Here is a 13,068-nt window from a genome sequence, read left to right as displayed (position 1 = left end):
TAATGCTGATGATCCCGGATCCGACAGGCTTTCCGAGCCGGAATTTTTACTCCATTGCAAAAGTGAAACGAAAGATGAGAAATCAAGAGAACGGGAGCAAAACAGAGAGAATGCAAGAGATTGAGGGATATAAATTGAATTTTCGGCATTTTGCCAATTGACAAGCCGGAGGGAACCCTGTATAATAGATCTTGCGCTGTTCGGGAACCGTATGTCTGCGCTTGCGTGGCAGTCTGCGGGCGGATCTGATGCTGCACCCCGGACAAACTAATATTACGGAGGATTTGATTTTTATGTCTACTACGACTATGCCGAACATGAAAGAAATCAAGCGTACCTGGTACATCCTGGACGCAGAAGGCAAGTCCCTCGGCCGTGTAGCTGCACAGGCTGCTGCGATCCTGAGAGGCAAGCATAAGCCCACCTTCGCTCCCCATGCGGACTGTGGCGATCATGTCATCATCATCAATTGTGCAAAGGCAGTACTCACCGGCAAGAAGCTGGAGAACAAGTACTTCTACTGGCACACTGGCTGGATCGGCGGTCTGAAGAAGATCCAGTACAAGGAACTGATGGAAAAGAACCCGGAAAAGGCAATGACCATTGCAGTAAACGGCATGCTGCCCAACAACACCATCGGTCGTTCCGCTCTGACACGGCTTCGTGTTTATAAGGACGCTAACCACAAGAACGCAGCGCAGAAGCCCGTTGCTTATGAATTTTAAGGAGGCGCTTGAACATGTACGAATCTAAGATCAAATATTTCTACGGCACAGGCAGAAGAAAGCACTCCGTAGCAAGAGTTCGTGTATACCCCGGCAGCGGCAACATCACCATCAACAACAGAAGCATTGATGACTACTTTGGTCTGGATACTCTGAAGCTGATCGTTCGTCAGCCTCTGGCTCTGACTGAGACCGCTGAGAAGTTCGATATCGTCTGCACCGTTACCGGCGGCGGCGTAACCGGTCAGGCTGGCGCAATTCGCCACGGTCTGTCCCGTGCTCTGCTGGAATACGACGCTGAGCTGCGTCCGGTTCTCAAGAAGGCTGGTTTCCTGACTCGTGACCCGAGAATGAAGGAAAGAAAGAAGTACGGCTTGAAGGCTGCTCGTCGTGCACCCCAGTTCTCCAAGAGATAATTCCTCTTACAAAATGCTTAAAAGCCCCGGAAAATCAAGGTTTTCCGGGGCTTTCTTATATCCGCTTCATTTGTTATGGCAGCATCGGAAGGATTTCTGTCAAAGCAGCCGTTGATCCGGTAAATATGCGATGCTTCCCAATCTCCTCAGAAACCGGGGACTTCTCCGCCAATGACTTCCATCCCATCCACGCTGTATGTGCCTGCCGCAACCGTGATCCTTACGGTATGGGCTGCTTTTGCCAGACCATCACAGCGATAGGATATTTCCCGCGGGCCCGTTTCACATACCTGTACGGACCGGGGCTCTCCCCCGTCTATTACAACGGAAAGTACCGCTTTGCCGGTTTCCCCAAACAGTGAAAAGCCTGTTCCCACGAAGCGCACAATGCACACTGCCCCCTCTTTACCCTGGGATATGGTGCGCTTATAATGCTTGAAGCCGGTTGCAGTCTGATGCTCCCACGCCCCCTCATATGCAAAGCAGACATCGGTGTTATCGTACCGGGTGATATATGATTCTGCGTCCGCTGTCGGCCGGATCACAAGCCTGCTAAAACAATTGCGGTGGTATGCGCTGTACAATGCGCCCCGTCCGGCGCCCATCAGAGACTCCGACCGGCTGACATATTCGGCAACAGGTTCACCGTCAATCCATGCTGTGATCACATTGTATTCCGCCTTTATGTGCAGCGCATGGACAGCGCCCGGATCAAAGTCCCCAATGCTGCCCCTTGCCTTTACCGTATCCTGCGCCAGAAGAGCCCAGCTTCCATCCTGGTAAAGCCGGATGGAGTAGCCGCTGACTGCATTGCATGCAAGGGTGTACCGCAGTCCCACACCCGCATAATTCTTTGCCGGCTCCTCCGATGGATCCAGCTTCACATGCACCAACACACTGTAGTTGTACCACCTGTCATCCCCGAAGCAAGTCACCGGATCCGGGGTAAAGCCCCATTCCTTTGCCCGGGTATGGGCAGTAATCTGCTGCACAAGCGCATTGCCGCTTTCGGTCTGCTCCACCTCAAAAGCACCGCCCTGATCCGTGGTGTATCTGGGCGCACCGCCCCTGGAGGTCAGATAATCCGGCGGATAGTTTTCATATGCAAAATCATCGGCATATGGCAGCGTGAGCAGGGCTTGCTCGGATGCCTCCTTGTTTTTGTATTCCGTCCGCCTGGGAGTCACTGTGGATACCGTCACCATGGAATAGGGCTTCACCAATACGGTATAGGTATACGCCCCCTGTTCCTCCTCGGGGATGATGTCCGATATCTTTTTGAAATAATGGGCATCATAGCTACCGCCGTCGGGGCCTCTTGTTTCCCATACGCCTACAGGCGCAGATGCTTTGTCCACTGCGGATACCCGGAAGGTATATGCAATGGGCTCCGGCGTGGTGTTAGCAATGACGGTGCTGTAATCGCCGCTTTCAGTATCCGTTGCCGTCATGTAGCTGTACACTGCGTCCACTATGGCGTGACCGTCTCCTCCGGGCTTGCCATCGCTGAAGCAGCCGCTATCCACAAACGCCCAGCCCTTTTTCAGAAACTGAGAAAAATGCAGCGACATATAAAATCCGCTGTCCAGCAGATAATAGCCGCTCCAGGGATCCGCAGCGGAGATCAGCTGCTTCTGGCAATAGCAGACTCCGTCATAATATGCCGACACCACAGGCTGATACTCATAAAGGGTCATGCCGCCGTTGGGGTACATGCCGATGATTCTGTTGGCAATGTCCAGAACCCCGTTGAGATCCGACAAGCCCGAGTGAGTTCCGTCAAATCTGTATGTACCCTGCCCATAGCTCATGGGGGAGCTTGCCTCGCTGAACCATAGCTCCTTGCCGTATTCCCGGGCAAGCTGCTGTGCCCTGGCAGTGGAGCAGCTGGTATAATGACTGCCCACCACGTCAACGGCATGCATCAGCTCCTCGTCCTCGTACATTCTGTCGGCAAAGCCCCAGGTGCAGACCTCCTCTCCCCCTACCACTTTGATCCCGGCATAGTCATAGGGACAGTCCCGTTCGCTTTTCAGATGGACTGAAAGATATTTGACCCATTCCAGATCTGCGCCCCGTTCATTCTGCACGGCGCTCACATAGTCAAATTTCAACCCATAGGTCTCGTATGCCGCATCCAGGGTATTCTTGTACCACTGATACCTTGCGGCATAAAGATCATCCACATCGGACACCCACCTTGGCTCGCTCCACCAGAGCATATCCAGCGTCAGATCCGGATTGATCTTCTTTGCGTCCGCAGCAAGCTGATAGCCTGCTCCCCTTGTCACATCAGCCCGTTCATGGGCACTGCGCATAACGCAGGGTTCCGTTCCCGAAGAAGAATTGATGTCCGATCCCATTTCCAGCTTCAGATGATTGACCCCGATGCCGTCCTCACCAAAGATATACTCCAGAATTTCACAGTACGCCTCCGGATGCTCCGCCTTATAGTCCAGAAGCAGGCGGGATGAATTATTGGCGCTAACCATGCCGGCACCCCGGTTCCGCATAGTTTCCTTCGTGTTCCTGGTTCTTCCGTCGATGATAAGCGCTCTTGTTTTCACGCTGTTTCCTCCCCATACCTTATCCGTCCCTGTTGACCCGGAACCTTTTCTCCATCCTATACCGGATACCGAAAAAGAGGATCAGCCCTGTGGGGATGCAAAAGATCACGATGCCGAGGGACAGCTTGATCGAAACCTTGCTTTCCACATTTTCCGGAACGGTGATCACCGCCGGATTCTCCCCATCGTAATAGATCTCCACCGGTTCGCCGATATCGTTTTCCGGTGCGCACATGTATGCGTCCTTGATCACTTACTTGTATGCTTCTCCATGAAGTTCATACGCTATGTAAATATCCCGGACATCTCTAAGGTCCCCGTCCTCGTCATATACCTCATATTCAGAAACCCCGGTGATGTAAGCGGTTGCACGATTGTCCTGGCTTTTGATGGCTTCAGACTCCTTTTTGCTTTTGTATGCGCCGCCGATCAAGGCCAGCCCGCACAGCCAGAGGATCAGACAAATATACAGAACCGGCAGAATGCCGCCCTTTTTGCGTGTCTCTTGCACATCCGGGCTGCATGCTTCCCCACTGCCGGAATATCTTCAGCGTCTTTGTGGCTTTCAGCTTGTTTCTTCCGCTTGGTGACACATTGAACGATCACGACCACTGCAACTGCGAGCATCAAATACACCATATGCATCCTCCGTTTTTCAAAACACGGACTCCTTCCACATTGATCATAGCAGGGGGCATTCGGCAGTGTCAACCGTAATTCTGTAAAGCCAGCGTTAAATCCATCTGTACTGCTGTGGCCAAATGTTAAGGGAACGATGCAGGATACTAGTCACATTGCAAGAGGTTTCTGTCTAAAGCCCCTCCACAAAATCCAGAAAGGCTTCCTGACCCTGGGGTGTCCGTTTGAATACGCCTGCATCACACAGCACCTGTTCAAACGCCTTGCCCACTTCCAGGCGAAGAATTTGTTCCGCATGCTCCGGGGCAAACTCCGGATGCGCATGCAGCACCTGTACCGCCCACTCTGCATGGGGAGCCGTTCTGGGATCCTCCGTCAGATCCGCACGGGCAAGCATCTTTTCCCGGAGCACATCCAGCTCCACTGCCAGCCGTGCAGGCAGCACCGCAAGCCCCATGACCTCGATCAAGCCGATATTTTCTTTTTTGATGTGATGCAGGGACGGATTGGGGTGGAAAATTCCCAGGGGACGCTCCGGAGAAGTCCGGTTGTTCCGCAGCACCAGGTCGCATTCCAGTCTGCCGTTTCTCATGCGGGCAATGGGAGTAATGGTATTGTGGGGCGTATTCTCCGTCCGGGCATAGATCCCCACATCCGGATTCGTATAGCTTCGCCACTTTTGCAGGATATGGTCACAGGCCTGCACAAGCTGCGCCCGGTTGGCGGATGTCAGCCGGATCACGGACATGGGCCACTTCACCAGTCCTGCCGCTACCTCCGGAAAATCCTTCAGAACAAACGGTTTTTCCACCGATGCCGTTTCCATGGGAAAGGTGTATTTACCGCCCTGGAAATGCTCGTGGGAGAGAATGGAGCCCCCTACAATGGGCAGATCCGCATTGGAACCAATAAAATAGTGTGGGAACTGCTCCAGAAAATCAAACAGCTTTTCAAACACGGATCGGTCGATCACCATCTGCACATGCCTGCTGTGAAACAGAATGCAATGCTCATGATAGTACCCATAGGGAGAGTACTGGAGGAACCACTTCTCCTGCTGGATCTCCACCGGAACCGGCCGGAGATTCTGTCGTGCCGGATGGGTCAGATGCCCCGCAAAGCCCATGTTTTCCAGGCACAGCTGACACTTGGGGTATGCTGCGGATTTCTGATTTTTAGCTGCGGCTATGTCCCGGGGATCCTTTTCCGGCTTTGACCGGTTGATGGTGATATCCAGTGTACCGTAGTCGGATGCATAAGTCCATTTCAGATCCTTTGCAATCCTGCCGGCACGCACATAATTCAGATTTTTGCAGAAGGCATAGTACCAGTTGGTCGCTGCCTCCGGGGATCGGGCATACTGCCGGGAAAATTCCCGGTTCACTTCATGGGGCATGGGGGTAAACACGCCCATCACCCTTGTATCGAACAGATCCCGCTGTACGGCGGTTTGTTCAATGATCCCGTTTGCACAGGCATAATCCACCACTTCATCCAGCAGTTCATCCAACGAACCGCTTCTTCCTTCACAGTCCTCCCAGTCCGTCAGATGCAGCAGATCCATCAACTGATTGCGCACAACCAGCTCGTCCTCCTCTGCGATCAGGCCGCTGCGTATCCCATGCCGGATCAAGCCCTGTATCGTATTGTAAATCATACCGTTCTCCTCACTCAAATCCATTGGAATCTGTTCATTGACTATAAAGATTGTGCGGTGGTGCCTATATTATAGCACAACTCACTTCGGCATGTATACACAAAATAAGCGAAAAGATGAAAAATGGTACTGTTATTTCGTCAGATGCTGGTTTTATGGGTATGATCATCTCTGCAAATTGGAATTTATATCTGCTTCTTCATAACATCATAGCACAGATAATCATTATTATCAGTTTTTATTGAGTGATATCCAATCTCTTGATATCCTCTTTTAAGATAAATTGATTTTGCAGAAAGAGAAGCATCAAGTATTATTTCATCATAATGTTTTGCAATCGTAGTTTCTGCATAGTCTGCTAATTCTCTTCCATACCCATTGCCTTGATATTGGGGCAGTACAAACAAACGGCAAATTTCGTTTTTCTTAATAGTAACTGTACCTACTGCATTTTGCTCTGAATTATAGCATAAAAAAACATTATGATTTGAAATATCATTCATTATATTTTCATCATTATGATGATTAAGAAAAAATACTACTGCACCATTTGAATAATAATGCGGATAGATTTCTTTGATTGTTTTGTGGGTTATTTTCTTGACAATATCAAAATCAAATTCTTGTGCTAATTTTATGCTCATTTCAATACTCCTGTAAATTCCGATTTGCAAGGCAGATGCCCCACATTTCGTTTCACACATTATACCACGCCCATATACGAAAAGTCAAACAACCCATCCACGCTTTTACAGGATGGGTTGCTCATGCAGAGAGCCAACTGGGTGGCTGATGTTTCACACGTCAAAGCCTGTGTGACAGATGCTATACAAAGCCTCCCCACATGCTTTGTGCGCTGCCGCCTTAAGTCAGTACCGCCACAAGCCCGGTATCATAATCCAGCAGGACGCCCTTCGGGTAGTAGCTATCGAACCAATACAGCGTCATCTGTTCCGAATGCTCCGGCAAGGTCTGATCCAGCTTCATCTGTCCGCAAAACCAGGATAGGTGGGGAAACTGTTCCTCATCCGTCTCCCCTGCCGGAGCATACTGGATCCGTTCGCAGTCCATGCTGTCGTAATAGGCAGCGTAAGTATCCAAAGTGGCAGCGTCTGTGTAAAAGGTCAGATAGGAGGAGGCGTGATAATCCTGGGCAATCAAGCTGCGCCAAGACGTAAGAATTGATAACCGTCAAGGCGGAGTGGGGGATATCGGTTTTCGTGAGTGCGTAGATTGGTTGTTTTTTCGGTATTTTATATGCGTGGAAATATGTCAATAATCGTTCTGCTTACGGGAGAATATGTATAAGGACATTTGAATACACGGTAGATATTTATGATGTAAGCTTAGTAATTTTTTCTTTTGCGTTCAAAATGAATTTATCAAGGTCTTTTTCACAAAGTGTATCTGATGCGTATTCAAGAAGCTTTCCAATTTCCATGGAAATATATCGACATTCCTTAAGCTCTTTAGCTAATTTTTCTGTAGTTTCACCATGAAGGTCTTTGATTTTTGCGTCGAGTTCATTAACTTTATCATCCCAGAATTTAATTATCGCGGCTTTTTCTTCTGCTGCATATATTTTTGCTGTAACAAACAATAGAACCCTTTCCCAAAACTTAGTTTCGTGATTATCATAGTCTCTTAATAATTGAGCTACTTCATACATACAGTTTCTTCTTGTTAAATATTCATCAGTTATTATCAATATAGCAAAGTCTTGGCTACGAATTGTTTTCATGAATTCAGATAAACTATCACCAGTTACCAGATTGGTAGTGTCTCTTCGAACAGCTGCAATATCTTTGAGTTCATTCTGTATTCTATCTGCTATTTCAGAAGAAGTCTTTGACCATTGATATGAAATAAAGACTGTTGGTTTGACTGCCTTTTCGAGTTTAAGTTCTTCTATAATTTGCTTAATTTTACTTTCGTATTCGTAATACCCATTATTAATAGCAGATACTAATACATCTCGCATGAAATGTTGCAAAAAATAACGAGCCTTAATTAAATCCTCAGATATCATAGGCGATTTGATTTTTTTTGCAACTTTCATATGCCATTAGGAAATAATTTGCTATTGCCTTCATAGTGAGAAAATCTGTATCGCGCTTAAAAATAAAACTATTTCGATTCCTATTATAAAAGCATATCATAATTCCAGCTTCTTCCAACGGAAAACCTAATTTTAACTCGTTAAGAAACAAAAATCTATGGCGAATCCAAGAAAAAAACAGATTGAAAGTTGTTTCAAATTTATATTTCCCAGTCAATATACTATTTAGTGCTTCAATTAATTTCTCGTCATATGCTTGTTTTTTATGTGTAGGGGCATAATCGATACAATCCATAATGTCGCCGTACAGTATATCGTTTCCGTCAAAAGCTTGAAAAGTAAAATTTGAAATGATATTATCAAACAATTCGTCAATGTAGTTTTCCTCAATAGTAATATTATGATTGTTACAATAGTCGATCCAATCAAGTCTTTGATGAATATTTATACTATCGTAGGGAGGTTTCTTCTCAGAAGAATCTTTTGGTTCATTAAAAGCCAAAGCTAAAGAATGCTCTTTATTCCATATTTCAGATATATACGCATTAAAATCCATTTTTATCCCCTGTTTACAGTTATTTATTATAAATTTCTGTTATTGTTTTTTCACCAATTGCTTTAATTTCATCATCAAGCACCGCGAAGATAATATCAATTTGGTAGTCGGGATTGTCATTTACGAAATCATTACAAGCCTGAATTGCTTTTCGCCAAGCTCGCTCTTTAGGGTAGCCGAATATGCCAGCTGAGATTAGTGGAAAACCTATAGAATGGCAATCATACTCTTTTGCTAAAAGCAGTGACTGCTTGTACGCACTATAGAGAAGCTTAGGTTCATTCTGCGTGCCACCGCTCCAAACCGGACCGACTGCATGGATGATGTATTTAGCTGAGAGCTTAAATCCGGGCGTTATGACAGCATTTCCTGTTTTACATCCTCCAATAGCTGAACAAGCCTTTGTAAGTTCAGATGATCCTGCTTCGCGGAATATGGCACCACAGACTCCGCACCTTCCCATAAGCCATCATTTGCAGCATTTACGATAGCATCGACTTTCAATTTTGTGATTCCGATTTTTTTACCGCAATAGTACTTGAGCTATCGTCATCGTCTATACTTTCTTCGGCGTCCTTCCATACGATTTCTCGATTATACTTTTTGCTAATGAATGCGCACAGTTCAGATAGATAATCTAAATTCATCTGATAGCGAACATCAGGTTGCGGACAAATGCTCCATGCCTCATCTGATCTATCCTCGCTATAAACAATTTTTTCAAGCTCATGTATTTCTGCGATCAAACAATCTCGTTCTTGCAGTAATTGTTCAAACGTATCGTTTTCATACTCTGCTATATACGATAACGGGCTTATCATCATACCAAACACCTCCCAATTCAGTCATTGTTAGTTTAATTCTATGACAATTTGACGCTTTCGCTTTTCTTCAGTATAAGCTGTGTATTCAGCGTTTTGCTGTCGTCTGACTTCTTCCCGCTGTAACTTGTTTCCAGAATAATCAGAATATCTGTCTAAAGCTGCATCGACACTTTTGAACATCTCACCTAACCGCACAGTATTTAGTGCCTTTCTATGTAAATCACGAATTCTTGCTGCATTTCCGGTAAGTCTCGCACTTGATGTCGTACTACTAATTTGATGTTTGATTTCAATCAATTCATTCTCTGTGTAGTTCTCAATCAACCAAGCAGAAAAATCATCGTACATACTAACTGCAGGAGGATACAGATCGTTTTCTCGAATTCCTGTGTATTCAGGATAATCGATTGGCGTGAGATAATGTGTACTCCAAACACCGTCTGATGACAGTAACAGATGCCAAAACTTATATTCAGATACGGTGCAATGGGCAGCTCCAAGACTGCCAATGCACTGATGGTACGGTATAACTATGTCGAGAAAGGCAAGAAGGTCGTCCTTCTGAAGCCAAAATGCGAGAATCGGGACGGCGAGAAAACCATACGCTCCCGCATCGGATTAGAAGATCCATGCGAGTTTGCAGAGGAATTTCTGGAACAGTACAGCGGAGAGCATTATGACTGCATTATTGTAGACGAAGTACAGTTCCTTGCTGCGGAGGTCATCAACAGGCTAAGTGATCTGGTAGATACCTACGGCATTACCGTAATCTGTTACGGTCTGCGGACGGATTTCAGAAGCGAACTGTTTCCGGGAGCCAAGCGTCTCATGGAGCTGGCTGACGATATAGAGCAGATCAAGACGATATGCTGGTGCGGCAAGCGGGCACACTTCAATGCCCGGATACTGAACGGAGAGATGGTCACTGAGGGTGAACAGGTGCAGCTCGGCGGCAACGAGAGCTATATGGCACTGTGCCGGAAGCATTATAAGGAACGACAAATAAAGCCACAGAAATAAAGGGGGCGGTGGCATGAAACAACAGGTAATACGAATGGAACGCAAGTATGTCAAGGTCAATTCCGACTTTGACTCCACAGGCTATATGCAGCCGCGAACGATTACATGGGAGGATGGACGTGTGTTCATAATCGAAGCCGTCAAAGATTTCCGTCCTGCAGGCGCTCATCATGACAGCCCGACTTGCGACTGTTATACTGTAGTTGTCAAAGGTGAGACAAAATACCTGTACTTTGAGAAATCTATTAAAAATCATGCCAGCAGATTCGGCAGATGGTATGTGGAGTGTCCACAGAAAAATTGATGTGAAGGAGGATTCCATGAAGCATACAGAAGAACAAATCATAGCAGCGGAAAACAGGCTGCACATCGTGATTCCGAAGATGTATCGGGAGTTTATGCTTGCAGATCATGCAATGGAATTTGATGATGGCATCCTGTATGATATTGAAGCAATTGCGGAACGCTATGTTACGTTAGGATTTTCAGAATCCGCACCAGAGCTGATTCCCATCGGCAATGACAACGGCGACTACGAGCTTGTGATGAAATCCGGCAGCAAGACCACACGGTTTGGCTTTCTGGAGCAGGGCTCGATTGGTACAGCAGAGCCGCAGCATTTACAAAACTTTATAAAGTGGTATGAAAGCGGGCACCTATTCTCTCAGGAGAAAAAGGAAAAGATTGACTGGTCTGCCAAGGTAAAAGTCGTTCTGAAAAAATGTCCGGAAGACAAGGTAAGAACCATCATGAAAATCCGTAAAGCGTTCCAGCTGGAAACGCCTGCCGCCCAGCTTTTATCTGCTGCGGAAAACACACCGTTTGTACTGACTGAAAAACTAACAGCAATTGTTGCCAAAAAGATAATTGAACAGGAGCAGCTGCAAAGCTGGGTCGAAATCCGCTTTTGACAGAACGGAGGTAGCCGCCGTGGAGAAAACATATATCGCAATCGACCTCAAGAGCTTTTACGCTTCCGTGGAATGCGTTGACAGAGAGCTTGATGCGCTGACCACAAACCTTGTAGTTGCTGATGAAACGCGCACTGAGAAAACGATCTGCCTTGCTGTAACTCCCTCACTGAAAGCCCACGGAATTTCCGGACGTGCCCGACTGTTCGAGGTCATACAGGCGGTCAAGGAGATCAATCAGAAGCGGTTCAACGAGGCTTTTCGCCGGAAACAGCTGCCGAAGGACGAGAACGGGAAGTATCATTTTACATCAGCGTCATTTGATGCAGAGGCACTTGCAGCAGATCCTGCACTGGAACTGTCGTATATCGTAGCTCCGCCGCGCATGAAGCTGTATGAGGAGATTAGTACGAAGATCTTCTCAATCTATATGCGGTATATATCCCCGGAGGACATACATGTTTATTCCATTGACGAGTGCTTTATCGATGCGACCGGGTACCTGAATACTTATCATATGACGGCACATGAGCTGGCAATGACCATGATCCGGGAAGTGCTTTATGAGACCGGTATCACTGCGACCGCAGGAATCGGCACAAACCTATATCTCGCAAAGGTCGCTATGGATATAGTGGCAAAGCATGTTCCCGCCGACAAGGACGGTGTCCGGATCGCAGAGCTGGACGAAATGAAATACAGAGAGCTGCTCTGGTGTCACACGCCCCTGACGGACTTCTGGGGACTTGGCGGCGGAACCGCAGCCCGTGTTGCTGCCCTGAACTGCTATACTATGGGTGATATTGCCCGTCTGAGCACGATTAATGAAGACCTGCTTTACAAGGCACTCGGCGTAAAGGCTGAGATAATAATCGACCACGCATGGGGCTGGGAGCCTACAGAGATACCCACGATCAAGGCATACAGACCGTCTACAAACTCGCTTTCCTCCGGTCAGGTGCTAAAGGAACCGTATACCGCTGATCTTGCGAGACTGATCGTGCGTGAAATGACGGAACTGCTTGTGCTGGATATGGTCAGAAAGTATGTTGTGACTAAGAAACTGACACTGACCATTGGATATGATCGTACCTCGCTAGAGCTGGTACGGCGCGGCCGCAGTCCGAAGGAAGACGTTTACCGGACAACCACGACCAAAACGGTCTATGAGGGAAAGGTATCCAAGGATGGATACGGGCGTGTTATTCCGTATCGTGCTCACGGGACCGGCAACCTCGAACAGTGGTCATCCTCTACCAAGGATATCGCTGAATGCATGATGCGGCTCTATGATCGTATTATCAATCCCGAACTGTTGGTACGACGCATCAATATCTGCGCCTGCCATCTGATTTATGAGAATCAGATCCCCGAGGATGATGGACCTGTTCAGCTCGAGCTGTTTGTTGACTACGAGGAAGAAGAACGAAAGAAGGCCGAAAAGAAACGTAAGGAAGAGCGTGAACGGGCTCTGCAGCGTGCAACCTTGCAGCTTCAAGGCAGATTTGGAAAAAACGCAGTTCTGAAGGGCATGAACCTGATAGAGGGCGGAACGACCATTGAGCGTAACGGTCAGATAGGTGGCCATAGAGCCGAGGCTTCGGAGGTGAAGAAAGATGACAAAGGGCATAAAAAGCAATGAACCGGATGCCAGAATCGTATATGCTGATATAATCCGGCTTCCGCACTGGCAG

Annotated in this window: 17 protein-coding genes; 6 read left to right on the top strand and 11 right to left on the bottom strand. The window is 47.3% G+C overall.

The genetic code is table 11. The annotated features are described in order from the left end of the window. Positions 1 to 293 precede the first annotated feature (293 nt). Complete coding sequence (gene rplM / locus RUM_RS03390; RefSeq protein WP_022357309.1) at positions 294 to 725, top strand: 50S ribosomal protein L13; 432 nt, start codon at positions 294 to 296, stop codon at positions 723 to 725. A gap of 14 nt (positions 726 to 739) precedes the next feature. Further along, positions 740 to 1,141, top strand: a complete 402-nt coding sequence (gene rpsI / locus RUM_RS03385) for a 30S ribosomal protein S9 (protein ID WP_015557813.1) — start codon at positions 740 to 742, stop codon at positions 1,139 to 1,141. A gap of 146 nt (positions 1,142 to 1,287) precedes the next feature. Here the strand turns inward: rpsI and RUM_RS03380 are convergent, their stop codons facing one another. From RUM_RS03380 to RUM_RS03330, 11 genes are all read right to left on the bottom strand, one after another. Then, the gene (locus RUM_RS03380; RefSeq protein ID WP_147645552.1) at positions 1,288 to 3,708 is read right to left on the bottom strand and encodes a glycosyl hydrolase family 59; all 2,421 of its coding nucleotides are present in this window, start codon (positions 3,706 to 3,708) and stop codon (positions 1,288 to 1,290) included. Positions 3,709 to 3,727: 19 nt separating this feature from the next. Then, complete coding sequence (locus RUM_RS03375; RefSeq protein ID WP_162094096.1) at positions 3,728 to 3,943, bottom strand: hypothetical protein; 216 nt, start codon at positions 3,941 to 3,943, stop codon at positions 3,728 to 3,730. Between the two features lie 18 nt (positions 3,944 to 3,961). Next, the gene (locus RUM_RS03370; RefSeq protein WP_041326239.1) at positions 3,962 to 4,219 is read right to left on the bottom strand and encodes a hypothetical protein; all 258 of its coding nucleotides are present in this window, start codon (positions 4,217 to 4,219) and stop codon (positions 3,962 to 3,964) included. Positions 4,220 to 4,519: 300 nt separating this feature from the next. After that, a complete protein-coding gene (locus RUM_RS03365; protein ID WP_015557811.1) occupies positions 4,520 to 6,004 on the bottom strand; it encodes a UDP-glucose--hexose-1-phosphate uridylyltransferase in 1,485 nt (494 codons plus the stop codon). Between the two features lie 185 nt (positions 6,005 to 6,189). Further along, positions 6,190 to 6,648 carry a GNAT family N-acetyltransferase gene (locus RUM_RS03360; RefSeq protein WP_015557810.1) on the bottom strand — a complete coding sequence of 153 codons (459 nt, stop codon included), beginning with the start codon at positions 6,646 to 6,648 and terminating at the stop codon, positions 6,190 to 6,192. Between the two features lie 220 nt (positions 6,649 to 6,868). After that, entirely contained in the window at positions 6,869 to 7,165 is a 297-nt protein-coding gene (locus tag RUM_RS03355) for a hypothetical protein (protein WP_041326238.1), read from the bottom strand. Between the two features lie 172 nt (positions 7,166 to 7,337). Then, on the bottom strand, positions 7,338 to 8,063 hold the full coding sequence (locus tag RUM_RS03350) for a toll/interleukin-1 receptor domain-containing protein (protein ID WP_147645551.1): 726 nt from the start codon (positions 8,061 to 8,063) through the stop codon (positions 7,338 to 7,340). Next, on the bottom strand, positions 8,023 to 8,619 hold the full coding sequence (locus RUM_RS03345; protein ID WP_015557808.1) for a hypothetical protein: 597 nt from the start codon (positions 8,617 to 8,619) through the stop codon (positions 8,023 to 8,025). Before RUM_RS03345 ends, RUM_RS03350 begins: the two co-directional genes overlap by 41 nt. 19 nt (positions 8,620 to 8,638) lie before the next feature. Then, positions 8,639 to 9,082 carry a macro domain-containing protein gene (locus RUM_RS03340; protein WP_015557807.1) on the bottom strand — a complete coding sequence of 148 codons (444 nt, stop codon included), beginning with the start codon at positions 9,080 to 9,082 and terminating at the stop codon, positions 8,639 to 8,641. A 37-nt stretch (positions 9,083 to 9,119) separates the two neighbouring features. Next, a complete protein-coding gene (locus RUM_RS03335) occupies positions 9,120 to 9,443 on the bottom strand; it encodes a hypothetical protein (protein WP_015557806.1) in 324 nt (107 codons plus the stop codon). 27 nt (positions 9,444 to 9,470) lie between these two features. Then, on the bottom strand, positions 9,471 to 9,791 hold the full coding sequence (locus RUM_RS03330; protein WP_041326237.1) for a hypothetical protein: 321 nt from the start codon (positions 9,789 to 9,791) through the stop codon (positions 9,471 to 9,473). Positions 9,792 to 9,899: 108 nt separating this feature from the next. On the opposite strand from RUM_RS03330, the gene RUM_RS03325 reads away from it, so the two are divergent. Genes RUM_RS03325 through RUM_RS03310 form a run of 4 tightly spaced genes read left to right on the top strand, consistent with a single transcriptional unit; the run spans position 9,900 to position 13,016 of the window. Then, positions 9,900 to 10,463, top strand: a complete 564-nt coding sequence (locus RUM_RS03325; protein WP_041326236.1) for a thymidine kinase — start codon at positions 9,900 to 9,902, stop codon at positions 10,461 to 10,463. 13 nt (positions 10,464 to 10,476) lie between these two features. Beyond that, a complete protein-coding gene (locus RUM_RS03320; RefSeq protein WP_015557804.1) occupies positions 10,477 to 10,767 on the top strand; it encodes a hypothetical protein in 291 nt (96 codons plus the stop codon). A gap of 16 nt (positions 10,768 to 10,783) precedes the next feature. Continuing rightward, positions 10,784 to 11,374: an SMI1/KNR4 family protein gene (locus RUM_RS03315; RefSeq protein WP_015557803.1), complete on the top strand. Its 591-nt coding sequence runs from the start codon at positions 10,784 to 10,786 to the stop codon at positions 11,372 to 11,374. 19 nt (positions 11,375 to 11,393) lie between these two features. Next, positions 11,394 to 13,016 (top strand): Y-family DNA polymerase, encoded by a 1,623-nt coding sequence (locus RUM_RS03310; RefSeq protein WP_041326235.1) that lies wholly within the window; start codon positions 11,394 to 11,396, stop codon positions 13,014 to 13,016. Positions 13,017 to 13,068: the final 52 nt, after the last annotated feature.

It is taken from the genome of Ruminococcus champanellensis 18P13 = JCM 17042 (assembly GCF_000210095.1).
GTDB classification, from domain to species: Bacteria; Bacillota; Clostridia; order Oscillospirales; family Ruminococcaceae; genus Ruminococcus_F; species Ruminococcus_F champanellensis.
Note: the sequence above shows the minus strand (reverse complement) of the source record. Positions and strands in the feature narration are given on the sequence as shown.

Coding starts and splice junctions, on each gene's coding strand:
- rplM (WP_022357309.1), top strand. CDS start 294: ATGTCTACTACGACTATGCCGAACATGAAAGAAATCAAGCGTACCTGG.
- rpsI (WP_015557813.1), top strand. CDS start 740: ATGTACGAATCTAAGATCAAATATTTCTACGGCACAGGCAGAAGAAAG.
- RUM_RS03375 (WP_162094096.1), bottom strand. CDS start 3,943: ATGTGCGCACCGGAAAACGATATCGGCGAACCGGTGGAGATCTATTAC.
- RUM_RS03365 (WP_015557811.1), bottom strand. CDS start 6,004: ATGATTTACAATACGATACAGGGCTTGATCCGGCATGGGATACGCAGC.
- RUM_RS03360 (WP_015557810.1), bottom strand. CDS start 6,648: ATGAGCATAAAATTAGCACAAGAATTTGATTTTGATATTGTCAAGAAA.
- RUM_RS03350 (WP_147645551.1), bottom strand. CDS start 8,063: ATGAAAGTTGCAAAAAAAATCAAATCGCCTATGATATCTGAGGATTTA.
- RUM_RS03345 (WP_015557808.1), bottom strand. CDS start 8,619: ATGGATTTTAATGCGTATATATCTGAAATATGGAATAAAGAGCATTCT.
- RUM_RS03340 (WP_015557807.1), bottom strand. CDS start 9,082: ATGGGAAGGTGCGGAGTCTGTGGTGCCATATTCCGCGAAGCAGGATCA.
- RUM_RS03335 (WP_015557806.1), bottom strand. CDS start 9,443: ATGATGATAAGCCCGTTATCGTATATAGCAGAGTATGAAAACGATACG.
- RUM_RS03330 (WP_041326237.1), bottom strand. CDS start 9,791: ATGTACGATGATTTTTCTGCTTGGTTGATTGAGAACTACACAGAGAAT.
- RUM_RS03325 (WP_041326236.1), top strand. CDS start 9,900: ATGCCAAAACTTATATTCAGATACGGTGCAATGGGCAGCTCCAAGACT.
- RUM_RS03320 (WP_015557804.1), top strand. CDS start 10,477: ATGAAACAACAGGTAATACGAATGGAACGCAAGTATGTCAAGGTCAAT.
- RUM_RS03315 (WP_015557803.1), top strand. CDS start 10,784: ATGAAGCATACAGAAGAACAAATCATAGCAGCGGAAAACAGGCTGCAC.